The sequence below is a fragment of the Halomonas sp. QHL1 genome, from assembly GCF_001882345.1.
In the GTDB taxonomy this organism is placed as follows: domain Bacteria; phylum Pseudomonadota; class Gammaproteobacteria; order Pseudomonadales; family Halomonadaceae; genus Vreelandella.
The window spans coordinates 1,865,986-1,890,237 of record NZ_MINL01000001.1 but is presented as its reverse complement, the minus strand read 5'-3'; the positions used below and the strand labels follow the sequence as shown (position 1 = coordinate 1,890,237).

Genomic DNA, 24,252 nt, shown 5'->3' with positions numbered 1-24,252 from the left:
GCATGGATCCCACGCGTCGCACGCTGCTCAAAGCGTCGTTACTGCTACCGCTGGCGGCACTGCTGCCGATGTCGCTAATCAGCTCGTTTGCCTGGGGGCAGGCGACGGCGAAAGAGATGCAGACGCTGGCGCTGGCTATTCACAGCGAGGGCGGCCCACATCGTTTAGAGGTGGAAGTGGCCGAAACGGTTTCCCAGCGCCAGCGCGGATTAATGGGGCGTGAGAGCTTGCCGGAAGCGCGGGGTATGCTGTTCCGTTTTGAGAGCGAGCAGTCGGCTAACAACGCTTTTTGGATGTATCGCACGCTGATTCCCCTCGATATTGCGTTTATCGATAGCGACGGACGGATCGTGGCGATTAATACCATGCCGCCCTGCGAATCCTCATCACCAAGTGACTGCCCCTCTTATCCGGCGGGTGCGGCTTACCATTCGGCGCTAGAGGTCAACGGCGGCTATTTTGCCGAGCGTGGTATCAAAGTAGGCGACTGCGTTTCCATTCCAGATGAAGCCGGTTTCTGCCAACCTTGGAATTAAGCGGGGTGGATGCAGACGGTCATTGCAGACGCTGCGCGATCTCTCGCCATAGCGCGGCGTAGGCACGACCGCCTGGACTGCTGCGAGCGAAATGCCCGACCGGAGCGCGTTCGATACCCATGCGCTCGACCGCACTAGCGTTGGGGATGGTCGTCGACAGGCGCCTCGGCCAGCGTTCATTGAGACTCTCCATCACCTCGCGGTGCAGTGTTTTGCGGCGGTCGGCGAGGGTCACAAACGGCCAGATCGGGCAGGCCTGTTCGACCGCGTCGAGGTGGCCGTCCAGTTGTTCGAGGGTGCGCAACGACAGGGTAGTCGGCACCACCGGCACCAGCAAGGCATCGACGCTGGAGAAGATCTGCTCGGCGAGCGCGGACAAGCTTGGAGGGCAGTCGAGTATCACTAGGTCGTAACTGGCCATCACTGGCTTGAGGATCTTGCGCAGCCGACTAGGCTTGCGGGTTTCCATCGACGCTTCCAGGTCACGCGAGCCCAGCGCCGACGGCAGCAGGTCGAGTCCCTCGATGTTGGTCTCGCGGATCGCCCGATCGAGATCGGCTTTGCCCTTGACCAGTTTGTCGACACCACCGCGTACTTTGGGTTTGCTGCGCAGGTAGAAGGTGGTGGCTGCCTGGGGGTCGATATCCCACAGCAGCACTCGCCTGCCGTCGCGTGCCGCCTCGGCGGCGAGATTGACGGCGGAGGCGGTCTTGCCCACGCCACCCTTGATACTGTAAAGCGCCAGCATCTGCATAGGGAACTCCCAGCTTGGTAACGGTACAGCCTAACCGATTGGCCCGCGCGGATATGTGACGTTTCGATGACGGCGCTGCTGCCGATGTTGCTACGGTGATTCCCCTCGATATTGCGTTTATCGATTGCGACGGCGAAATCTGATCACAATCAGGGCAATACCTGCGATCACTAAGCCACCGCCTACCAGTTTATGCACGCCTAGGCTGTCGCCCATTAACAGTGCGCCTAAGCCGACTGCTAGTACTGGCACGAGTAGCGTCATGGGCACCACGCGATTAACTGGGTGGCGGCGCAAAAGCGCGTACCAAATCCCGTAAGCGACGATCGACGACATTACGGCGGTGTAAATCATCGCCCCCCAGCCTAACCATGTTGCTTGCTGCATCGCCTGCCACTGACCGCTCTCAAATAGCCATGACCCCAGTGCTACCTGAGGCACTGCGAACAGTGCCACCCAGCCTGCCAACGCCATCGGCGCAATGGGTGGGCCACGCTTGATCAAAAGCTGCGACACCGCCCAGCCCAGAGCACTCATCAGTAAAATACTTAGCGGCAGAGGCGAGGGCAGCGTTGGCCCACCGGCCAATACGACTACCCCGGCAAACGAGAGCAGCAGCCCGACGATACGCTTGGGCCCCAGCTTCTCTTTTAGAAAGATCACCGCTAACAGCGTGGCAAAGGGTGTCCCCATTTGCACTAAAAGCGCGCCGGTACCCGCTTCTGCATGCTCTAAACCAATAAACAGCAGAGCGAAGTGTAGGCTGCCAAAGGTGATGGATAACAGCAGCAAAAATGGAAGTTGCGCTCGCGCCACCGGGTAGAAGGGCACCAGCAGCACAGCGACGAGCATAAAGCGCAGCGTGGTCATCAAAAGCGGCGGTAGCTCTGCTACACCGACCTTGATAACAATGATGTTCAGCGCCCAAATGGCTATAACAAAGAGGCCGAGCAGCAGGTCGCGTAGTGGCACGTTGATGTCCATTGTTAAATGAAAAAGACGGCTATTGTACCAGCTTGGGTGAAGGCAAAAATAACAGTGCTCTGAGTGGCTGCAGGAGAGGCTATTCGAGGATGGACTCTCTCCAAACGCGCCGCCAAGAAATTTATGGCCAAGGCTCAGTGGGCTTCAGAAGAGAGTTAGTCATGCCGACCTTAGGCGTCTTTCTTTCGTGCGCTAAGTGCATACAATAAGTGGGGCTTTATCGAAAAGCTTCACGACTGCTATCTGCGCACATCATTAAACGCACTTCATAAAAATAGCTAAAAAAAGGATCTACCATGACGCTGACACGCTCAATGGCTCGTTTAACCGCCGGCTTGGCCGGGGCAGCACTGCTCTCTGCCTCTCTTTCTGCTCAAGCTCGCGAACTCTCGGTTTCCACCGTTTTGTCTGATGCTTTCCCCTGGGGGCAGGCGGCGGAGAAGTGGGCAGAACTAGTGGAAGAACGCAGCGATGGCGAGTTAACGCTGCGCGTTTACCCCAACTCTCAACTGGTTTCCGGCGATCAAACCCGCGAATTTTCTGCGATGCGCTCCGGGCTGATCGATGCCGCTGTGGGCTCGACGATTAACTGGTCGCCCCAGGTACCGGAGCTTAATCTGTTCTCTTTACCGTTCTTCATTCCCGATGAAGCCGCCGTTGATGCGGTCACCGGTGGTGAAGCGGGGGAGTTGGTCTTTGAAGCAATCGAGTCTCGCGGCGTTATCCCGTTAGCCTGGGGTGAAAACGGTTTCCGCCAGGTCTCTAACTCGCGCGGTGCCATTAGCCAGCCAGATGATTTGGACGGGCTGAAAATTCGCGTTGTGGGTTCGCCGCTGTTCCAGGATACCTTCTCGGCACTGGGTGCTGACCCCACCCAAATGAGCTGGACCGACGCTCAGCCTGCGCTGACCACCGGCGCCGTTGATGGCCAGGAAAACCCGCTCTCTGTGTTTGACGTCGCGCGCATCGATCAAGTTGGCCAGGAGCATCTAACGCTCTGGAACTACATGAATGACCCGCTGATTTTTGCCGTCAATCAGCAGGTATGGCAAACATTGAGTGAAGAGCAGCAAACCCTGCTGCGTGAAACCGCTGTAGAAGCCGGTGAGTGGGAAATCGCCATGACCCGTGAAGAAGAGGGCGAGCGTCTTGCGGCGATTCAAGAGCGCGGTGTGACCGTGACTGAATTAACTGATGAGCAGTACCAAGCCTTTGTCGATGCCACACAGTCTGTTTACGAAAAATGGGCGCCGCGAATTGGTGAAGAGGTGGTAAACGCCGCACAAACCGCTATCGATGCTCGCTAATTACCTTTGATGTTCAAACTCCCGGCCTTTATGGCTGGGAGTTTTTTGCTGTGAGGCTGCCATGAAAGGCTTTCCTGATGCGCGCCCTGAGCGCTGGCTGGGCGCGCTGGCATTAATCATTATCTCGTTGATTAGTCTGGGCAATGTTATTACCCGCTATTTAACTGGCGGCTCATTTTCGTTCACCGAAGAGTTTTCCGTATTTCTGATGGTGGTGCTGACCTTTGCGGGTGCCTCGGTGGCGCTACGGCGTAACCGCCATATTCGTATTGGCTTTCTGGAACGTGCACTACCGCCCAAGTACCGCCGCGCACTGATCCTTTTTCAAGCGCTGTGCGGTGTCGCTGTGCTGGGCTTGATCACTTGGTACGGCGGTAAGTTAGCCTGGCAAGAGTATCAATGGGAGTCGCTGTCACCAGGGCTTGGCCTGCCCCAGTGGTGGTATTTAGTCTGGTTACCCGTTCTTTCTGCGGCCATGTTATGGCGCTTGTTTCAGCAAACCGCTGACCGTTTAACGGGGAGGCTCACCGATGAGCCCTGATGTGTGGATGATTCTGGCCTTTGCAGGCTTGCTGATAGCGGGAGTGCCGGTGGCGTTCTCGCTGGCGCTCTCCGGAGCGGTCGGCATCGTGCTGGGTTTGTCACCGGATATGCTCGCGACGATGGGCACCAACACCTATAACAGCATCGCCAAGTACCCCTTGATTGCGATACCGCTGTTTATCTTAACCGGGCTTATTTTCGAGCGCTCGGGTGTGGCGCTACGCTTGGTGCGTTTTGCTCAGGCGTTGATTGGCCCGCGCCACGGTGGCTTGGCGTTGGTGGCGGTGCTGGTATGTATGATTATGGGCGGTATGAGCGGGTCTGGCCCTGCCGATGCAGCGGCGGTAGCGATGGTCATGCTGCCCAGCATGACCAAAGCGGGCTACCCCAAACCGTTTTCGGCCACGCTGATTGCGGCCTCTGCCTCGACGGCGATTCTTATTCCGCCTTCAGTGGCGCTGATTCTTTACTCGATTGTGGTGCCGGGCGTCGATTTACGCGCACTTTTCGCGGCAGGTTTATTTCCGGGCATTTTGGCCGGACTGGCGCTACTGGTGCCCGCCATGATCGTTTCCAAGCGCTACGGTTGGGAGGGCGGTACGCCGGTAGAGGGCGCTGAACGGCTAAGCGTAGGCACGACTTTTAAACAGGCGATACCGGCGCTTTTTGCCCCGGTGCTGATTTTGGGCGGTTTGCGTTCGGGTCTGTTTACTCCCACCGAAGCGGCAGTAGTGGCGGTGGCTTATGGGGCGATTGTCGGATTGTTTCTTACCCGTGAGCTGTCGCTGCGCGATTTATGGGAGCTATTGGGTGAGGCAGCGATTATCTCCGGGGTGGTGATGCTGATTATTGCCCTGGCGGGCATTTTTGCCTGGGCGGGGACCATGCTGGGCACCTTCCGTCATTTAGCGGAGTGGATTATTAGCCTGACCGATAACGGCGTGCTGCTGCTAATCCTGGTGATGCTGGCGGTGCTGGTCGCAGGAATGCTGTTGGATGCGATCTCGATTTATCTGATCATGATGCCGATTTTGATCCCCGTAATGCAGCACTTTGAATGGAACCCGGTGTGGTTTGGGATTCTATTGGCAATGAACATTGCCATTGGTCAGTTTACCCCGCCGGTGGCAGTGAATTTGATGGTAACCACCGAAGTGGCCAAAATTCGTTTGGAGCAAACCCTCGGCTGGGCACTGTTGTTTGTTCTGGCGATGGGCTGCGCTTTGGCACTGGTCGCCATCTTCCCGGCTATTGCGCTTTGGCTGCCCAGCGTGCTGGGCTATAACGTTTAATTCTCACTGATTGGCTGGTCGCATATAGCTCAGAAGTCGCCGCCCGCGTCGAGCAAACAGTGAATATCATTATTCCCTATGCCAAAACGGTATGGGGATTAACGCTTACTAAACGTTACCAACCGCTAAACTACTATCCTAGGAAGCGGAAATGCGTTTTAAATAGCGCTAGATGCTACGGCATGTCGTCAAGCACGCTTTTCTTCGCTAAAGGCTTAGTTTTTCGCTAAAGTAGTATTAGCAGGCAGCCAACGGGACGCCTGTAACAGTTTGTCTTAAAAACAGAATGTTTTGAAAACGTTTTGGAGCAAGTCCACCTGAGGGAACGGTTCATTAGGTGAGACCAAAACGCACGATGTTTGTAACATCAAATACGCTCATAACATCAATACAAAGAGGTGTGTTCATGAAACGCCATGTATTTTCCACTACTGCCTTCTCCGGTGCGCTACTTGCCGCCGCTGCTTTTGCCTCACCGGCAATGGCACAGGATGACGAGCAATTCATCACCATCGGCACCGGTGGCCAAACCGGCGTTTACTACGTCGTGGGTCAGTCGATCTGTCGTTTGGTTAATCGCCTCGAAGACGCTGATATCAAGTGTAATGCACCTTCCACCGGTGGTTCTGTCGCCAATATCAATGGCATCAAGTCCGGCGAATTGGACATGGGTGTTGCTCAATCCGATGTTCAGTATCAAGCCTACAATGGCACTGGGAATTTCGAAGGCGAGCCCTACGAAGAGCTGCGTGCGGTGTTCCGTGTCCACGGTGAGCCGTTGACCCTGCTTGCGCGGGCTGATTCAGGTATCGAGAGCCTCGATGACCTGGAAGGCAAGCGTGTCAATATTGGTAATCCAGGTTCTGGCCAGCGCAACACCATGGAAGTGGTGATGGAAGCCAAGGGCTGGACTGAAGATACTTTCTCGCTGGCATCTCAGCTTGATGCGGCCGAGCAAGCGGCGGCACTCGCCGATAATAACGTCGATGCCATGGTATACGTGGTTGGCCACCCCAATGGCTCCATTCAAGAAGCCACCACCACCGTTGATGCTCGTTTGATTCCGTTGAACGACGAAGACATTCAGGGCATTGTCGATGAATACCCGTACTACGCCGCATCGGTAATCCCGGGTGGTCTGTATCGCGGTAATGACGAAGATGTCGAAACCTTCGGCGTGGCAGCGACCTTTGTCACCACCTCTGAGGCTGACGAAGAAGTGATCTATCAGACCGTCAAGGCGGTTTTTGACAACTTCGATCGTTTCAAGCGTCTGCATCCGGCCTTTGAAAATCTTGATCCGGAAGAGATGGTAAGCGAAGGGCTTTCCGCACCGTTGCATGATGGTGCGGCGCGTTACTACCGTGAACAGGGCTGGATCGAGTAATCCAGAAGCCTAAGGTGTTACTACCTTAGTAAGAAATGCGCGGTTACCCCAGGGTGCCGCGCATTTTGGTTTAGAATGTTGATAGGGCGTTTAGAATGTTGATAGGGCATTTCGATATGACAATGATGCGTCAATCGACTCGGAGCGGGGCAGGCAGATGACAGATGATAAGAACAGGCCTTCGGGAGCCGGAGTAGACTTGGAGGATATGGTCGCCTCCAGCGATACGGGAGCCCGCAAGCCAGCCGGCATGCCCGGGAAGCTCTTGGTAAGCATTGCGGCAGCGTGGTCTCTTTTTCAATTGTGGATTGCATCGCCAGTGCCCTTCGTTCTGGGTTTTGGCGTATTTAGTGCCACTGAAGCCCGCTCTATTCACTTGGCCTTTGCGCTTTTTCTAGCGTATATGGCCTATCCCGCACTCAAGCGCTCTCCTCGTGACCGTATTCCGATTCAGGATTGGGTACTTGCAGCGGCAGCGGCCTTTTGTGGCGCTTACATGTTTATGTTTTACGAGCAGTTATCCCAGCGCCCCGGCGCTCCAATACTGCAGGACGTTATTATTGGTATAGCCGGGATACTGCTGCTGCTTGAGGCAACGCGTCGAGCGCTTGGCCCCCCGTTAATGATTGTGGCGTCGGTGTTTCTTCTCTATAGCCTAGCTGGCCCTTGGATGCCGGGTATTCTTTCCCACGGCGGGGTGAGCCTCTTCGGCTTGATTAATCACCAGTGGTTGACGACCCAGGGGGTCTTCGGTATCGCACTGGGGGTATCAACCAGCTTCGTGTTCCTATTTGTGTTATTCGGCGCCCTGCTCGATAAGGCTGGCGCTGGCAATTACTTTATCAAGGTGGCGTTCTCGCTCCTTGGTCACTATCGCGGTGGGCCAGCGAAAGCCGCCGTGGTGGCCTCCGCTATGACCGGGCTAATTTCCGGCTCCTCGATTGCCAATGTGGTAACCACGGGTACCTTCACGGTGCCGATGATGAAGCGTGTTGGTTTTTCCGCGGAAAAGGCGGGTGCTGTTGAAGTGGCGTCATCGGTCAATGGACAGATTATGCCGCCGGTGATGGGGGCTGCCGCTTTCCTGATGGTCGAGTATGTGGGTATCTCTTATGTCGAAGTGATTAAGCATGCCTTCCTGCCCGCATTGATCTCCTATATTGCGCTGGTCTACATCGTTCACCTTGAGGCCCTCAAGGCCAATATGCAGGGGCTGCAAAGCAGTAACCCACCTAAGCCGCTGGTCAATAAAGTGATCGGTTTTCTAGGTGGTTTACTACTGATGATGGTAACCGCCTTAGCTGTTTATTACGGTCTTGGATGGCTCAAGCCGCTACTGGGCGATGCGACTCCCTGGGTGGTAGCCGTTGGGCTTACGGCCATTTATATCGCTCTGCTCAAACTGGCGGCCGGTTACCCAGAGCTTGAGCTCGATGACCCTAACCAACCGATCTTTTCACTGCCTCAGACTAAACCGACGGTGCTGGTCGGCCTGCAGTACATTTTGCCGGTTATTGTGTTGGTCTGGTGTCTGATGGTGGAGCGTTTGTCGCCAGGGCTGTCGGCTTTCTGGGCCACTGTTTTCATGATTTTCATTATTCTTACCCAGCGCCCCATTACGTCAATCTTTCGCGGACGCAGCGATATGCGGGCGGATCTAAATGAAGGGGTGATGGATTTGTGGAATGGCCTAGTTACTGGTGCCCGCAACATGATCGGCATCGGTATTGCTACGGCCACCGCGGGTATCATTGTCGGCGCCGTATCCCAGACCGGGGTAGGCCTGGTACTGGCCGAGGTAGTGGAAACGCTTGCCATGGGTAACTTAATGCTGATCTTGCTGCTTACCGCAGTGCTCAGCTTAATTCTCGGCATGGGCTTACCCACCACGGCCAACTATATCGTCGTATCTGCGTTGTTGGCGCCGGTCGTCGTGCAGCTGGGGGCAGAAAATGGCCTGCTGGTGCCGTTAATCGCAGTACACCTGTTCGTTTTCTACTTCGGTATCATGGCCGACGTTACCCCGCCGGTGGGGCTGGCGTCCTTTGCGGCGGCGGCAGTATCCGGTGGTGACCCTATTCGAACCGGCTTCCAGGCGTTTTATTACAGCCTTCGTACCGCGGCGCTACCGTTCCTGTTTATCTTTAATACTGATCTGCTACTCATCGATGTGACCTTCCTTCAAGGGGTACTGATCTTTGTGGTGTCGACTATCGCCATGCTGATCTTCGCCGCCGCGACCCAGGGCTTTATGATTACGCGCAACCGCTGGTATGAGTCTATCGTGCTGCTGCTGATTGCGTTCACGCTGTTCCGCCCCGGTTTCTGGATGGACATGATTCATGATCCCTACGAATCCATCCCGCCCGCGCAATTCGTCGAAGCGCTAGGCGAGGTGGACGAAGACTCCACCCTGCGCCTGCAGATTGCCGGTCTTGATGATTATGGCGATTCCATGACCACCTACATGACGCTGCCAGTACCTGATGGAGAAACGGGCCAGGAGCGGCTCGATAATTTGGGCATGGAGCTCTTTATTGAGGATGGCACGGCAACCGTTGATATGGTGACCTACGGCAGCCAGGCGGCTGAGCTCGGTTTCGACTTCGATCAAGAAATCATCGAGGTTTTGGCCCCCGTCGACCGTTGGACTAAGGAGCTAATGTGGATCCCTGCCTTCTTGCTCTTTGGGTTGATTGTACTAATGCAGCGTCGGCGTCGTGATAACACGCAAGCTGCCGCCACCGCATGAAGGAGAGTGCCATGTACAGCAAGATCATGTTGCCGGTGGATCTGAACGAGGCGTCCTCCTGGTCGAAGGCGCTGCCTACAGCCCTGACGCTATGTCGAACCTTCGGCGCCTCGCTTCATGTAGTGACGGTACTGCCGGACTATCGCATGCCCATGGTTGGCTCCTATTTCCCCAAGGACTTTGCCAAAAAAGCGCATACGGCGATCAGCGAGGCGCTTCACGAGTTCATCAAGACGAATGTGCCCGACGATATTCAGGTGCAAAGCGTTATTGTGGATGGCTCACCTTGGGAGGCTATTATCAAAGCGGGTAAAAAGCTGGACGTGGATCTAATCGTCATGGCCTCACACAATAAGCGTAAGTTTGTCGACTATGTGCTCGGCCCCAATGCAGAGCACGTTGTGCACCATGCCAAAATGTCGGTAATGATTGTGCGCTAGCTTATCGAGAGTCACGTAAGGAAAACCAAAAACTCCGGGCAGTTGCTCGGAGTTTTTTTATAGCTGTCCATAGCGCTTTTTAACTATATCTGTTTTTTCTAACGCAGCAATTTAATTGGCGCTTTAAGGCCTTTTCGTGGATTTTTTGTACGCATAACCTTTCAGTCAAAGCCTCGGGTCTTCAGGTCAGCTACATTAAGAGGGTATTAACAAATAACGTTAAGCCATTAAATCGGCATTAATATCTTAGCGGGTAACGAGTGTTGATGCGTTAGCGGTAAATCCTGAATCCAGGATCTATATCAGGAATAACAGGAGTGATGCCATGAATGCGGCTACAACAAAAACAAATCACCATGCGGATCAGCCTAGCGTTAAAATTAGTATCAATAAGGTCGGATTGGATCGACCAAGGGCGTGGCTGGCTGCAGGCGTAGAGGATTTTCGCCGGGCGACGGTAGTGAGCCTCTCTTATGGCATGTTTTGGGTGGGTTTGAGTATTGCTATTACCCTAGGTGCGTTCACGATGGGGTACTGGTACTGGTTGCTGCCTATGATTGCCGGGTTTATGTTTATTGGCCCGCTCGTGGCAGTAGGCTCCTATGGCATCAGCCGGGCGCTGGAGCGCGGGCAAGTGCCTAACCTGGGCGATGCGTTCGGCAGTTGGAAACCCCATGCCGGTCAGTTAGCGATGATGGGCGTCATGATGATGATCTTCTTCCTCGCTTGGATCCGTTTGGCCACGCTGCTGTTTGCGCTGTTTTTCGGTTTTGAAGTGCCCAGCCCTGCTTCGCTCTACACTGCGCTGCTGACCACCTCAGAAGGCTTGGGTATGCTGGCGGTGGGTACCGTCGCGGGCGGCATTCTTGCCTTTGGCGCCTTCGCCATCAGCGTTGTAGCGATTCCTACACTAATGGATCAAGACCTAACCTTTATGGAGGGGATTGAAGCTAGCGTACGCTGTGTAGCACGTAATTTCCGCGTGATGCTTTTATGGGCGGTGATTCTTACCCTTTGCGTTCTGGTCGGCGTCATGACGTTTTATATTGGCCTCGCCCTTATTTTGCCCGTGCTAGGACATGCCAGTTGGCACGCCTATGAAGATTTGGTGCGCTTCGAACCCTTCGAGAAAATCAAATCGTAACGCCAGTGTGAACAGTTAATAACGCTTCAGTGACGAAAAAAACAGTATTTGCCCTGACCTGCTCAAGGAGATGGCGTAACCTTTACGCTGTCTTCTTTTTTTGCTCCTGTGTGCTGTAGCCAGCGAGTGATCTTGCGTGAGGTGTTTACTGTGAAAGCGTTGTTAATGGGGTGGGTCGTGTTGATGTTCAGCACACCCCTGGCGGGGCTTGCTGAATCAGCCGATGACCTTAATGTGCCTAATGGGCCCGTTATTTTGACCGTCAGCGGTAACATTGACCATACGAATGTTGGGAGTGACGCTCAATTTGACCGGGCCATGCTAGCGGCTTTACCGCAGCATGAGTTTGAGACCAGTACGCCGTGGACAGAAGGTAGCAGCCATTATAGTGGCCCTCTAATGCGTGATTTGCTGGCGCTATTAAGCCCAGAATATGATGCAGTTCACGTCTCCGCGCTGAATGGCTACGAAGCCGAAATTCCGGTCAGTGACTTTAACGATCACGATGTCATTTTAGCCATGGCAAAGGATGGTGAAGCGATCCCAATTCGCGAATATGGCCCTTTGTGGGTGCTCTACCCCTTTGATCAAGATGAAACGCTGTTAAGCGAGAAAATACGCTTTAGAGCGGTATGGCAGGTTATGCATATTAATGTTCTCTAGCGCTCCTAGTGCGCAGGCCTCAAGCCTACTGCGTTATCCTCGTCGTTTTAAGCTCGTTGCCATTGTTGCGGTGTTACTGTTTGCTGCGGCGCTGGTCGTTGCCACCTTGGCCGCCTGGCGGCAGGAAAATCTCACTCAAAGCCTGCGGGAAGATACCGCCTGGGTTGTCTATAAGCTGGATCGCGATGCGGTACAGCTACTCAACCATTTGCTGGCAGTGACCCGTGAGCCGTTATCACCTAGCGCACACGACGAGCTGAATCTTCGCTTTGAGCTACTGTATAGCCGTATAACGCTGCTTAACGACGGCGAAGTCAGCAACTTGCTGCAGCAGATCGATACCGCTCGGGAGCTACTGGGCCAAATTCAGCACCAGCTTGATCTGCTGGATACTATGTTCACTCCCTACGATGAACTCGAGCTCAACGGTGTGCTTGATCAACTGCCGATAGCAGCGCTCGAAGACGAACTACAGGCACTAACGCGGCTAACGGAACGTTTGGTTATTGCTATTAACGGCTACTTAGCCGAATCGGCGACGGAAGAGCGTGCCCAGCTCAGCTTGCTCTACAAGCTGCTCATGACCCTGATTGTGGGTATGAGCTTAGCGGCTTTTCTGGTGATTGCTTTTTTGGTGCGTGAAATGCGCGAGAGCGCGGCGATAAGGCGGAATCAGGAGCAGCTTGGCCGACAGCTGGAAGTCACCGCCAAACAAGCTCAGGCGGCGAATCAGGCAAAGTCAGACTTTTTAGCCATGGTCAGCCATGAAATTCGCACGCCCCTGAACGGTGTTATCGGCATGAGTGAGCTGCTGCGCGAATCCGCAAGCCCCGCTCAGGTAGAAGATTACGCTCATACGATCCACGACAGTGCCAACCAATTGCTGGCGATGATCAATGAAATCCTCGACTTCTCAAAAATCGAAGCAGGGCACTTAACCCTTGAAACATCGCCCACGGAACTCAAGCCGCTGGTCGATAGTGTGGTCGTGCTATTTGCGCCCCGAGCAAAAATGAAAGGGTTGACGCTATCGGTTAATGTCGACGCACTGGTGCCTAACTGGGTGCTTGTCGATGCAGGCCGGCTGCGGCAAATTCTGCTTAACCTTATTGCCAATGCGATTAAATTCACCGATCACGGTGATGTCAGTGTACGGGTCTCTTCAACGGTGGAGCAGTTACTGTTTGAGGTCAGTGATACGGGCTGTGGTCTAAGCGAACAGCAGCAGCAGCGTCTATTTGAGCCTTTTCAGCAGGCCGATGCGTCGGTGGCGCGTCGGTTTGGTGGCACGGGACTAGGGCTGGCAATTTGCAAACGGTTAAGCGAAGCCATGCAGGGGCGGTTAGGGGTAAAAAGCCAATTAGGCCAAGGCAGCACCTTCTGGTGCGAGTTGCCCTTGGTCGTGGCTGACCCTGTAACCAGACCGCTGCCGTCATCCCCCAAACGCGATTTTACCGGCACAACGCTGCTGCTGGTGGAGGATAATGCCGTTAATCGCAAAGTCGCGAGGGGCTTACTGGCGCGCTTGGGTTGCGATGTCATCTGGGCCGAGAACGGCCATGATGCCCTCGCCATGGCCCAATCCCAACAGGTGCATCTGATCTTTATGGATATTCAGTTGCCCGATATGGATGGCCTGACGGTCACCCAGCGTTTGCGCGAACAGGGCGGGTGGCTGGCCAGTGTGCCGATTGTTGCCATGACGGCTGGTGGCGCTGAAGATGACCGTCAACGCTGCCTGGCGGCGGGTATGGATGATTACATTACCAAACCGCTGTCGCTCTCGGCGTTAACTAACGTTTTGGCCCAGCACATGGCACCGCAGCTTTCTGCGACCTCAGACTCGCCCCCTTTACAGGCACAGGCGTTAGCGGTCTCTCCCCCGTTCACCGAGGAGCAATCACTGCTTAACAGCGACACCCTTAGCATGCTGAAAACGACGCTAGGGGAGGCGAGCATGACGCAACTGATCATGCTATACCATCAGCAGGTAAGCGATTACTCCGCTCAATTGGCTGCTTGTTTGGCCGCTACCCCCTTAACGTCAGAGCAGACACAGCAGGTCGTGCGGCTTGCCCATCAACTGCGCGGCGAATCATTGAGTATGGGGGCCGAACGGCTTGCCGAATTGGCGAAGCAGCTTGAGATATTAGCTGAAACGCAACGCGCCACATCCAATCAGCTTGATGAAGCGTTCGGCACGTTAAGGCTTGCGGCGGCGCATACGCATTCCGCGCTGGAGAGGTGGAGCCGTGAACACTTACCAGGTTGAGCAGGGTATTCTCACTGCGGCCAGTCAGCAGACTAATACTTGCCGGGCGGCGGCGGAGTTAGCCGACGTGTTACAGCACGAACACTTGGGTTTCGTGCTGTTCTTCTGCAGCGCGGAGTATGATTTAGCCGCACTAGCGGACGCGTTGGAAAGCAGCTTCCCCACCACGCCGCTAAGTGGCTGTACTACGGCGGGGGAAATAACCCCTGAAGGCTACGACCGCGGCTCTATTGTGGCGATTGGGTTTGATCGCCGCCTGTTTGCCATTGAAACGGCGCTGATCGACGACCTGGATCATTTTGAACTGGCCAGCGCTCAGCCGCTGGTCGATACGCTATTGGAGCGTTGCCGCCAACAAGCCATCGCGCCGATCAACGAGCACAGCTTTGCGCTGACCTTATTGGATGGCCTCTCCAGCCGTGAAGAGCAGGTGCTCGCCACCTTGGATGCCGCGCTAGGGCGCATCCCCAGTTTTGGCGGCTCGGCGGGCGACGATAATCACCTTAGCCATACCCATGTGTATGCCGCTGGGCGCTTTCATACCCGTGCGGCGGTGGTGGTGATGATCAACACCCGGCTGCCTTTTGAAGTGTTTTCAACCCACCACTTAATGCCATTGGCCCACAAACTTGTGGTGACCGAGGCGGACCGCGAGCAGAGGCGGGTGATTGAACTCAATGGTTTGCCCGCCGCCCAGGTGTATGCCGAGCTGGTAGGCGTTGCCCCTGCGCAGCTCAACGCTGGCATTTTTGCCCGTCATCCATTAGCCGTACGCATCGGCGGGCAGCACTATGTGCGCTCTATTCAGCGTGTTAATAGCGACAGTAGCCTGAGCTTTTACTGCGCGGTGGAAAACGGCATTGTGCTAACCGCCATGCAGCCAACACCGCTACTGGATGATCTCAAAGTGATGCTTGCTGGCGTGAACGGAAGGCTGGAGGCGCCTAGTATGATTATTGGCTGCGACTGTTTTCTGCGCCGCATGGAACTCGAGGCGTTACAACAGTTAGATCAGGCGTCGCAGCTCCTGCGCCAAGCAGGCGTGGTGGGGTTCAATACCTACGGCGAACAGCATCACGGCATGCATGTGAATCAAACGTTTACGGGGGTGGCGTTTGGATCTCTTCCAGCTAACCACAAACACTGACGCAGCGGATGTTGCGGCGCTGCGGGAAGAGAACCGTCGCCTGCGTAAAGTGTGCCAAGCGCTCATGGAGCGGGTGGAAACGGGGGGTGGCATTGATCCCGCTCCTTATGCGGCGTTTGAGCGCTCTGTGTTACTTGCTGAACAGGTGCGAGAGCGCACCGACGCGCTACACCGTACCCTCGACGAACTAAGCCAAGTCAATACGCGCTTACTCGCCGCGAAAGCCGAAGCCGAAGCGGCCAACCTATCCAAAACGAAATTCCTGGCGGCGGTCAGCCACGACCTACTCCAGCCGCTCAATGCCGCCCGGCTGTTTGCCAGCGCGTTAGAAACCCACTCGCTGCCTGAAAACTCGCAAATGCTAGTAAGCCACATTGGTCGCTCGCTAAAGGATGTCGAAGGCTTGATAGGAACACTAGTGGATATCTCGCGATTGGACGCTGGCGTACTCCACGCCGATAAAGCGCCGTTCGCGGTGAGTACGCTATTGGATGTGCTAGCCGAAGAGTACCGCCAAGTGGCCGGGGTGCGGGGGCTGGCACTGCACTACGTGCCTTCCAGTGCGGAGGTCGAATCGGATCTGGCGCTGCTGGCGCGAGTGATCCGCAACTTTTTAAGCAACGCGGTGCGCTACACCGAGCAAGGGCGAGTACTGCTGGGCTGTCGGCGGCGGCAGAATGGTCTGGAAATTATAGTGGGCGATACCGGCCCTGGTATTCCCGAGCAGCAGCGGGAGGCGATCTTTCTGGAGTTTCGCCGCGCTAACCAGTCAAGCAGCGCCCACAGCCGCGGCTTGGGGTTGGGGTTAGCCATCGTTGACCGGATCAGCGCCATGCTGGGACAGCCGATCTCGCTCTCCTCTCGCCCTGGCGTGGGTGCGCTTTTTTCGATCACCGTGCCCTACGCAACGGCCGCGGCCCCCGCAGTGACGAGCACTCGTTTCACTCCGCTGCCTGACGTTGCAGAGGATCCGTTAAGCGGCTGTGTCATTTGGGTGATTGATGATGACCTGGCGATTATAGAAGGCATGCAGGCGCTGCTGGGCAGCTGGGGTTGTCGAGTGCGCGCCGCCGCCACGGTGAGTGCGTTGGAGGCCGCCAGCGACGGTGAGCGCCCTGGGGTGCTATTGGTGGATTATCACTTGGGCGATCACCGCGAAACCGGTATTGATCTGGCCGCGCGATTGCAGCGCCGTTATCCAGGCTTGGCAGCGGTGGTGATTACTGCCAATCACGAGGCGGAGATTAAGCGGGCTACCCGTGAAGCGGGTATGCACTGTTTACTAAAACCGCTCAAGCCCCTGAGGCTGCGCATGCTGCTAGCCACACTGCTCAATAAAGCCTAACGCGTGCCGACTAACGATTGCGGTTGGCCCGGTAAAAACTCAGATCCTCTTCGCCGGCGATAACAATGGCGTGAACTCGGCTAGTGGCATTCAGTTTGCGCAAAATCGCCGAAACATGGGTCTTAACGGTGGTTTCGGCAATCAACAACTCCCGGGCAATATGCTTGTTCGACATGCCTGTTGTCATGCAAGCCAACACCTCTAATTGCTTATCGGTTAAACGCGCCAATCGCTCGCTGGTTGATGAAGTGCTGGTCGTTGGCAGCGGTGAAGAAGCGCGCGGTGCAGGGCGACGCATGACATCGGGCGGCAAGTAAAGCTGGCCTTCAAGAATCTGCGTTAACGCGGCCAGCAGCGTTTCCCGAGGCGTGGATTTGGGAATATAGCCCACCGCGCCGAGGGTAATGGCATCGAGTACCAGCTGACGTTCTTGATGCGCAGAGACAATTGCCACCGGCAACCAGGGAAATGCCTCCCGCAGTGTTGTCAGCCCTTCTAATCCCTCTGCATCCGGCAGGCTCAAATCCAACAGCAGTAGATCTAACTGTGTGTGCGCTTCAATCAGCGTTATCGCCTCTGCGAGGCTTTCCGCTTCCAATAGCTGGCTGCCTGCCAAGCCCCCGCTAATCACGGTTTGTAGTGCGTCGCGGAACAGCGGATGGTCATCCGCCACCATCAGGGAATACATGGCGTCTCCTACCAAGGGATGAGGGCTAATCCTGCCATCGGGCTATATCGCCATTTGCTTTAGTGAACAACACTGTCAATGCACCTAAATAATCATAATACTCAGGAGCACTACAATGATCTACGCCAACCCTGGTGATACCGGCTCTTTGGTGTCATTTGAAAAACGCTATGGCAACTATATCGGCGGCGAATTTGTTGCCCCGGTGAAAGGCCAGTACTTCGACAATATTAGCCCCGTCAATGGGCATGTGTTTTGCGAAATCCCCCGCTCGACGGCAGAAGATATCGATAAAGCGCTGGACGCGGCCCACAAAGCGGCACCTGCCTGGGGTAAAACCTCAGTTCAAGAGCGCAGCAATATTTTGCTGAAAATTGCCGACCGCATTGAGCAAAATTTGGAAATGCTTGCCGTCGCGGAAACCTGGGATAACGGCAAAGCCGTGCGCGAAACCCTCAATGCGGATCTCCCGCTGGCCGTTGACCACTTCCGCTACTTCGCGGGCTGTCTGCGTTCGCAAGAAGGCACCGCGGCGGATATCGATGCTAACACCGTCTCCTACCACTTCCACGAGCCATTGGGCGTGGTAGGGCAGATTATCCCCTGGAACTTCCCAATTCTAATGGCCACCTGGAAGCTGGCGCCTGCACTAGCGGCGGGTAACTGCGTGGTCTTGAAGCCTGCGGAACAAACCCCCGCGTCGATTTTGAAAGTAATGGAAGTGATTGGTGATCTGCTGCCACCTGGGGTACTCAATATCGTCAACGGCTTTGGTGCCGAGGCAGGGCAAGCGTTGGCGAGCAGCAAGCGCATCGCCAAAATCGCCTTTACCGGTTCCACTCCCGTGGGCTCGCATATTCTTAAGTGCGCGGCGGAAAATATTATCCCCTCCACCGTAGAGCTTGGCGGTAAATCCCCCAACATCTACTTTGCCGACATCATGAACGCCGAACCGACGTTTATTGATAAAGCGGTAGAAGGCTTGGTGCTGGCGTTCTTTAACCAGGGCGAAGTGTGTACCTGTCCCTCTCGCGCGCTGATTCAAGAGAGCATGTACGACGAGTTTATGGCCAAGGTGATCGAGCGAACCCAAACCATCAAACGCGGCAATCCGCTGGATACCGATGTTCAGGTGGGTGCCCAGGCTTCCCAAGAGCAGTTCGATAAGATCATGTCGTACATGGATATTGCTCGCGACGAAGGTGCGGAATTCCTCACCGGCGGCAATAAAGAGACCATGGACGACAGCATCAACGATGGTTACTACATTCAGCCCACGCTGCTGAAGGGTACCAACCAGATGCGTGTCTTCCAGGAAGAAATCTTTGGCCCGGTCGTGGCAGTCACTACGTTCAAAGACGAAGAGGAAGCCCTGGCGATTGCCAACGACACCGAGTTTGGTTTGGGCGCAGGCGTGTGGAGCCGCGATATCAACGTCGCCTTCCGCATGGGCCGTGGCATCCAAGCCGGGCGCGTATGGACCAACTGCTACCACCAGTATCCCGCCCACGCCGCGTTTGGTGGCTACAAGAAGTCCGGCGTTGGCCGCGAAACCCACAAAGTCGCCCTTGAACACTACCAGCAAACCAAAAACCTGCTGGTCAGCTACGACATCAATCCGCTGGGCTTCTTTTAACCTGCTTTGCTAGCTACACCGCCCGGCAACAGCCGGGCGGTATTGTCAGTCCCCCTGACGCTGACTCTACCGATAAGAGCCGTTCTTAAATGGCCGTATCGAAAACTATTAGGAGTTGCATCATGGATAGCACAATGCGCGCGGCGGTCGTTCGTGAGTTTGGCCAGCCGTTGGTTATAGAAGAAGTCGACGTACCTCGCCCTAAGCAGGGAGAAGTATTGATGAAAGTGGCGGCCTCTGGGGTTTGTCATACCGATTTACACGCTGCCCACGGCGATTGGCCGGTAAAACCCTCGCCGCCGTTTATTCCTGGGCACGAAGGCGTTGGCCATATCGTGGCGGTGGGTGAAGGTGTCTCCCATGTGAAAGAGGGTGATCGTATTGGTGTGCCCTGGCTTTACTCGGCCTGCGGCTACTGCGAGCACTGTTTAGGCGGTTGGGAGACGCTGTGCGAATCCCAGCAGAATACCGGCTACAGCGTTAACGGCGGGTTCGCGGATTACACCTTAGCTGATGCAGGCTATGTCGGGCGCTTGCCGGATGCCGTTGATTTTATAGAAATAGCCCCGGTGCTTTGTGCAGGGGTAACGGTTTATAAAGGCTTAAAAATGACCGATACCCGTCCCGGCCAGTGGGTGGTGATTTCGGGCATAGGTGGCCTGGGCCATATGGCGGTGCAGTACGCAAAAGCCATGGGACTTAACGTTGCCGCAGTCGATATCGACGACGGCAAGCTAGCCCTGGCCGAGCGTTTAGGCGCAACGGTAACCGTTAACGCCATGAAAACCGACCCAGCGGCCTACTTGAAGAAAACCATTGGTGGCGCTCACGGTGCCTTGGTGACAGCAGTGTCGCCGAAGGCGTTTGATCAAGCGCAGAATATGCTACGCCGTGGCGGCACACTGGTGCTTAATGGCCTACCACCCGGCGACTTCCCGCTGCCAATCTTTAGCACAGTGCTCAACGGTATTACCATACGTGGCTCTATCGTTGGCACGCGCAGTGACCTGCAGGAAGCGCTGGATTTCGCTGCCGAAGGTAAGGTTAAGGCTACGGTAGCGACCGATACGCTGGATAATATCAACGACGTTTTCCAGCGCATGATCGACGGAAAAATCGAAGGCCGCATCGTGTTGGATATGGCTAGCTAACAGCCAGCCAGTGGGTGTCGCGCCAGGGGGACAAAACTCCCCCTTTTTAATGTCGAAGTTGTCACTGCACAGCCGCAATTTAATCCTCGCCTCACTCTATTCAGCTCGTCAAGTCAGTTCAGCCAACGGCGCGCCATACGCTCGGCGTGGGCAAGGTTGTTAATCACGGCTAATTTACCCACTTCGCGACGAATACCCGCACGTTTAATTTTCAGTGCCATGCGCGGCGGTAGCCCCACAAACATCACCCCGACGTCTTGCTCGCCCAGTTCGCGGCGCAGCGCATCCAGCGCCACCATGGCGGTGGTATCCAGGCTGGGAACATCGCGCATATCCAGGACGACAATCCGTACGCTGTGATCAATCACTCTGAGTGTGGCAATGGCCTTTTCTGCGGCGCCAAAAAACAGCGGGCCACTGATTTTATAAAGTGCCACTTCCGGCGGGAAGTGTTCGCCGCTGTCGGGTGCGGCTAAGCGTTGGGTATGAGTCAACTGCGCCATACGACGAATAAACAGCGCGGCGGCCAGGCCAATACCCACAGCCACGGCGATCACCATGTCGAACACAACCGTGAGTGCGAAGCAGATCACCAGCACCCAAACATCGCTGGCGGGGGCGCTTTTAAGCGTATGCATAAAGTGACGTGCTTCACTCATGTTCCAGGCAATAATAAACAGCAGCGCGGCCAACGCAGCCATAGGTACATACCCGAGTACGCCCGCCAGTGCGACGACGGCCAGCAGCACCACTAACGAGTGCACTAAGGCGGCGACAGGTGAGAAAGCCCCGCTTTTGATATTGGTCGCGGTGCGGGCAAGGGCCGCCGTAGCTGTAATGCCACCAAAGAAGGGCACCACAAGATTACCGAGCCCTTGGCCAATCAGTTCGGCGTTGGGATCATGGCGGGTGCGGGTTAAGCCGTCCGCGACAACGGCGCAGAGCAGCGATTCAATCGCAGCCAGCAGTGCAATCGCCAGTGCCGGGCCGAGCAGCGCCTGAATCAGCGCAAAGTTGATCTCAAGCGGTCTGCCATCCGCGCCAGGAAAATGCCATGGCGGGGTAAAGCTAGGTGCAAAAGGCGGAATACCGTTGCCAATTTCACCCTCGAACTCCCAGCTAAACCGCGAGGCAATGGTGTCGACCTCAACACCACCCAACAGCAGCAGCGCGGCAGCCAAGGTGCCCACCGCCAGGCCAACTAGTGGGGCAGGAATCGGGGTGTTTAAAAGTGGCCAGACTAATAGCGCCGCCAAGGTGACAAGGCCCACGCTAACCTCTGCTGGTGAAAGGCTTGGCAGCGCTTGGCCAATCAGCATTAGGTTATGCAGCGTGCTATCGCCTAGCTCCACGCCGGCCAAGCCAAAAAAGTCAGGTAGTTGCAGCAGCGCAATCACCACGCCAATGCCCGCTGTAAAGCCGAGAATGACCGGGTAGGGCACGTACTGAATCAGGCTGCCCAGCCGCGAAAGCCCCAGCGCGACCAAAATAGCGCCTGCCATAAAGGTAGCAATCAGCAGCCCACCCAGACCGTGATTGGCCACAATAGGAAAAAGAATGACCACAAAGGCGGCGGTAGGGCCAGAGATATTAAACCGTGAGCCGCCGGTTAAGGCGATCACCGCACCCGCTACGATGGCAGTGTAAAGCCCATGCTGGGGCGGCACGCCGGTGGCGATTGCCAGCGCCATGGAAAGCGGTACTGCCACCACGCCAATCGTCAGTCCGGCCATCACATCGCGCTTTAATTTGGCCAGCGTATACCCTTCACGCCAGGCATGGACTAACGCGCTGCCAGGCATCGGGAAGACGTATCCCGAAGATCGATGGTCACGGGACATGGGGCCAGCCTCCTAAAAATAGGGAAAACAAGCCATTACGCTACGCCTGCGCTGAAATTTGCACAACAAGGCGTTAGTCGCGTGGGACGTTCGAGTATAAAAAATCCCGGCGCGCAGGCCGGGATTCGTCTTTTGGGTTAAACGCTAACGGCGTTACATTTGGGAATCTTCCGGCGGTTCGCCGATAGTGCCAGGCATTGCCTGCACATGGCCCATCTGTTGACCGGCCAAGGTGAGGAAGTGTAGATGGCGTTCATACTCGGCTACCAAATCACCAATCACCTGACCACGGGTATAGCCGTTAAGATCCTTATCTTGTCCACCTTCCGCCAGATAGACGTCCAAACGCACGTAAAAGTCATCATCAGCCGGGATGAAACTTGGCGTTCGCATGCGGTGCGGGCACACCTGATAGACAAAGCTGGTGGCTTCGCCGAAGTCGACCTGGAGCATCAGGTTAGGTAGCGACTCGCCCTCAATGTGCTCTTCGGTCACATTGGCGGTTTGGCCTCGGCTTTCAAGCTCCTGGGCGAACTGGGTCATCGCCGGGCGAATAGAGTGCTCAATCGTAGCAGCGGCACCTGCACGGTTAGAAGTGTCCAGGGCGCGATCCAAACGCTCCTTCCAGTCGCCACCGGGGGCACTACCGGCAATCATGCGGCGTGCATCTGCCTTACTGCCTTCCATTTTCAGTGCTTTATACATGCCTACCATGACCGCGAAAATAACCAGCGAGAAGGGCAGTGCAGTGATGACCACTGCACTCTGCAGTGCATTTAAGCCACCGGCCATCAGCAGAGCAATGGTGATTAAACCGATCATGGCTGACCAGAAAATACGCAGCTTCACCGGCGCATCATGGTTCACGTCGCTCAAAATAGACGTGAAGTTAGCCAGTACCAGCGCACCGGAATCCGCAGAGGTAATAAAGAACACGATACCCAGCACGGTGACGACTGCCGCGGTAAGGCCAACGTAAGGGTAGTACTCAAGCAGCGTGTAAAGCGTGGTTTGCGGGGTGTTGAGCGCCTGTTCACCCAGCTCGGCAACGCCTTGATTAGCGACCAATTCAATACCGCTGTTACCGAATACCGACATCCACACCATCATAAAGGCCAGCGGAATAAACAAGGCACCGGCGACAAACTCACGAATGGTACGTCCACGGGAGATACGCGCCAGGAACAGACCGACGAACGGGGTCCAGGCAATCCACCAGCCCCAGAAGAAGATCGTCCACCACATCTTCCACTCTTGTGCGCCTTCATCGGCAAAGGCGTAGGTGTCAAAGCTGGCACCGACAAAGCCAGAGAAGTAGTCGCCGGCGTTATTGACCACTTTATCCAGCAGTACCAGGGTGTCGCCTGAAAAGAGTACAAACAGCATCAGCGCCAATGCCAGCAGCATGTTGAACTCTGAGAGGCGGCGAATACCTTTCTCAACGCCGGTCACCACTGAAATCGTTGCTAATACGACCACCAGCACAATCAAGATCACCTGTACGGTGAGGGTTTCCGGCACACCAAACATATAGGTGAGGCCATAGTTGAGCTGCATCACCCCAATACCCAGGCTGGTGGCAATGCCGAACACGGTAGAGATCACCGCGGTAATGTCCACCGCGTTACCAATGGGGCCGTGGATACGCTTACCGAGGATTGGATAGAGCGCACTGCGAATCGCCAGCGGTAAACGGTGACGGTAGCTGAAGTAGGCCAGCGCCATACCCATCAACACGTACAGCCCCCAGCCAGAGAGCCCCCAGTGCAGATAGGTTTGAACGACGGCGTTACGCATCGCTTCCTGGCTTTCCGGGGTTAAATCCGGCGGTGCCAAATAGTGAGCTACCGGCTCGGCAACGCTAAAGAACAGCAGATCGATACCGATACCCGCGGCAAACAGCATGGCCGACCAGGAGAGTAGCGAAAACTCGGGGCGTGAGTGATCGGGGCCCAGGCGGATGCTGCCAAAGCGTGACATGCCAATAGCGATCACGAATACTAAATAGGCAACAATGGCCAGCATGTAATACCAGCCAAAGGTTTTGCTTACCCAGGCGAGCCCCGCATCAAAAAAAGCGCCTGCCTGTTCGGTGAACAGCATGGTGAGCACAAGAAAGATAACGATACCCGCCACACTGCCGTGGAAAACCACGGGATTGAGGCGGTCGCGGGAGGGGAGGATGGGGTTGTCCTTCGCCATGCAGGCGGACTCCTGTTGTTGAAAGATAAAGACAAGATTTTATTTTGAATGAACGTTCAAATAAAATACGCGATTACGCGTCCCCCTTCAAGTTAACCTCCCTTTAGTGAGTTGAATGAGCGTGGAGCGAGCGGTGAGAAAAACGCAAAGAGAGACGCAAAAAAGCCC

19 protein-coding genes are annotated in these 24,252 nt (G+C 55.5%); 14 read left to right on the top strand and 5 right to left on the bottom strand.

Annotated elements, in window-relative coordinates:
- Positions 1-2: 2 nt before the first annotated feature.
- Positions 3-536: a DUF192 domain-containing protein gene (locus QHL1GM_RS08635; RefSeq protein ID WP_071694110.1), complete on the top strand. Its 534-nt coding sequence runs from the start codon at positions 3-5 to the stop codon at positions 534-536.
- 19 nt (positions 537-555) lie between these two features.
- Here the strand turns inward: QHL1GM_RS08635 and QHL1GM_RS08630 are convergent, their stop codons facing one another.
- A complete protein-coding gene (locus tag QHL1GM_RS08630) occupies positions 556-1,290 on the bottom strand; it encodes a ParA family protein (RefSeq protein ID WP_071694109.1) in 735 nt (244 codons plus the stop codon).
- 117 nt (positions 1,291-1,407) lie between these two features.
- Entirely contained in the window at positions 1,408-2,262 is an 855-nt protein-coding gene (locus QHL1GM_RS08625; protein ID WP_071695953.1) for a DMT family transporter, read from the bottom strand.
- Between the two features lie 308 nt (positions 2,263-2,570).
- Between QHL1GM_RS08625 and QHL1GM_RS08620 the strand changes: the two genes are divergently transcribed.
- From QHL1GM_RS08620 to QHL1GM_RS08570, 11 genes are all read left to right on the top strand, one after another.
- Positions 2,571-3,581, top strand: coding sequence for a DctP family TRAP transporter solute-binding subunit (locus QHL1GM_RS08620; protein ID WP_071694108.1), 1,011 nt, complete (start codon positions 2,571-2,573; stop codon positions 3,579-3,581).
- Positions 3,582-3,642: 61 nt separating this feature from the next.
- Complete coding sequence (locus tag QHL1GM_RS08615; RefSeq protein WP_071694107.1) at positions 3,643-4,122, top strand: TRAP transporter small permease; 480 nt, start codon at positions 3,643-3,645, stop codon at positions 4,120-4,122.
- Positions 4,112-5,416, top strand: a complete 1,305-nt coding sequence (locus QHL1GM_RS08610) for a TRAP transporter large permease (RefSeq protein ID WP_071694106.1) — start codon at positions 4,112-4,114, stop codon at positions 5,414-5,416. The genes QHL1GM_RS08615 and QHL1GM_RS08610 overlap by 11 nt, the downstream gene beginning before the upstream one ends.
- A gap of 406 nt (positions 5,417-5,822) precedes the next feature.
- On the top strand, positions 5,823-6,803 hold the full coding sequence (locus QHL1GM_RS08605) for a TAXI family TRAP transporter solute-binding subunit (RefSeq protein ID WP_071694105.1): 981 nt from the start codon (positions 5,823-5,825) through the stop codon (positions 6,801-6,803).
- A gap of 157 nt (positions 6,804-6,960) precedes the next feature.
- Positions 6,961-9,555, top strand: coding sequence for a TRAP transporter permease (locus QHL1GM_RS08600; RefSeq protein WP_071694104.1), 2,595 nt, complete (start codon positions 6,961-6,963; stop codon positions 9,553-9,555).
- Positions 9,556-9,566: 11 nt separating this feature from the next.
- On the top strand, positions 9,567-9,995 hold the full coding sequence (locus tag QHL1GM_RS08595; RefSeq protein ID WP_071694103.1) for a universal stress protein: 429 nt from the start codon (positions 9,567-9,569) through the stop codon (positions 9,993-9,995).
- Positions 9,996-10,320: 325 nt separating this feature from the next.
- Positions 10,321-11,139 carry a DUF2189 domain-containing protein gene (locus QHL1GM_RS08590; RefSeq protein WP_071694102.1) on the top strand — a complete coding sequence of 273 codons (819 nt, stop codon included), beginning with the start codon at positions 10,321-10,323 and terminating at the stop codon, positions 11,137-11,139.
- A 165-nt stretch (positions 11,140-11,304) separates the two neighbouring features.
- Complete coding sequence (locus QHL1GM_RS08585; protein ID WP_071694101.1) at positions 11,305-11,802, top strand: molybdopterin-dependent oxidoreductase; 498 nt, start codon at positions 11,305-11,307, stop codon at positions 11,800-11,802.
- Positions 11,792-14,074 (top strand): ATP-binding protein, encoded by a 2,283-nt coding sequence (locus tag QHL1GM_RS08580; protein ID WP_071694100.1) that lies wholly within the window; start codon positions 11,792-11,794, stop codon positions 14,072-14,074. Before QHL1GM_RS08585 ends, QHL1GM_RS08580 begins: the two co-directional genes overlap by 11 nt.
- A complete protein-coding gene (gene nosP, locus QHL1GM_RS08575) occupies positions 14,055-15,221 on the top strand; it encodes a nitric oxide-sensing protein NosP (protein WP_071694099.1) in 1,167 nt (388 codons plus the stop codon). The genes QHL1GM_RS08580 and nosP overlap by 20 nt, the downstream gene beginning before the upstream one ends.
- A complete protein-coding gene (locus QHL1GM_RS08570) occupies positions 15,190-16,566 on the top strand; it encodes a hybrid sensor histidine kinase/response regulator (protein ID WP_071694098.1) in 1,377 nt (458 codons plus the stop codon). The genes nosP and QHL1GM_RS08570 overlap by 32 nt, the downstream gene beginning before the upstream one ends.
- A gap of 10 nt (positions 16,567-16,576) precedes the next feature.
- Here QHL1GM_RS08570 and QHL1GM_RS08565 read toward each other — a convergent pair whose 3' ends face one another.
- On the bottom strand, positions 16,577-17,254 hold the full coding sequence (locus QHL1GM_RS08565; RefSeq protein WP_071694097.1) for a response regulator transcription factor: 678 nt from the start codon (positions 17,252-17,254) through the stop codon (positions 16,577-16,579).
- A 115-nt stretch (positions 17,255-17,369) separates the two neighbouring features.
- On the opposite strand from QHL1GM_RS08565, the gene QHL1GM_RS08560 reads away from it, so the two are divergent.
- Both QHL1GM_RS08560 and adhP read left to right on the top strand, forming a co-directional pair.
- A complete protein-coding gene (locus tag QHL1GM_RS08560; RefSeq protein WP_071694096.1) occupies positions 17,370-18,890 on the top strand; it encodes an aldehyde dehydrogenase family protein in 1,521 nt (506 codons plus the stop codon).
- Between the two features lie 122 nt (positions 18,891-19,012).
- A complete protein-coding gene (adhP, locus tag QHL1GM_RS08555) occupies positions 19,013-20,041 on the top strand; it encodes an alcohol dehydrogenase AdhP (RefSeq protein WP_170938469.1) in 1,029 nt (342 codons plus the stop codon).
- A gap of 113 nt (positions 20,042-20,154) precedes the next feature.
- On the opposite strand, the gene dauA is transcribed toward adhP, so the two are convergent.
- A complete protein-coding gene (dauA, locus tag QHL1GM_RS08550) occupies positions 20,155-21,882 on the bottom strand; it encodes a C4-dicarboxylic acid transporter DauA (protein ID WP_071694095.1) in 1,728 nt (575 codons plus the stop codon).
- 153 nt (positions 21,883-22,035) lie between these two features.
- Complete coding sequence (betT, locus tag QHL1GM_RS08545) at positions 22,036-24,084, bottom strand: choline BCCT transporter BetT (protein ID WP_071694094.1); 2,049 nt, start codon at positions 24,082-24,084, stop codon at positions 22,036-22,038.
- Between the last annotated feature and the right edge of the window lie 168 nt (positions 24,085-24,252).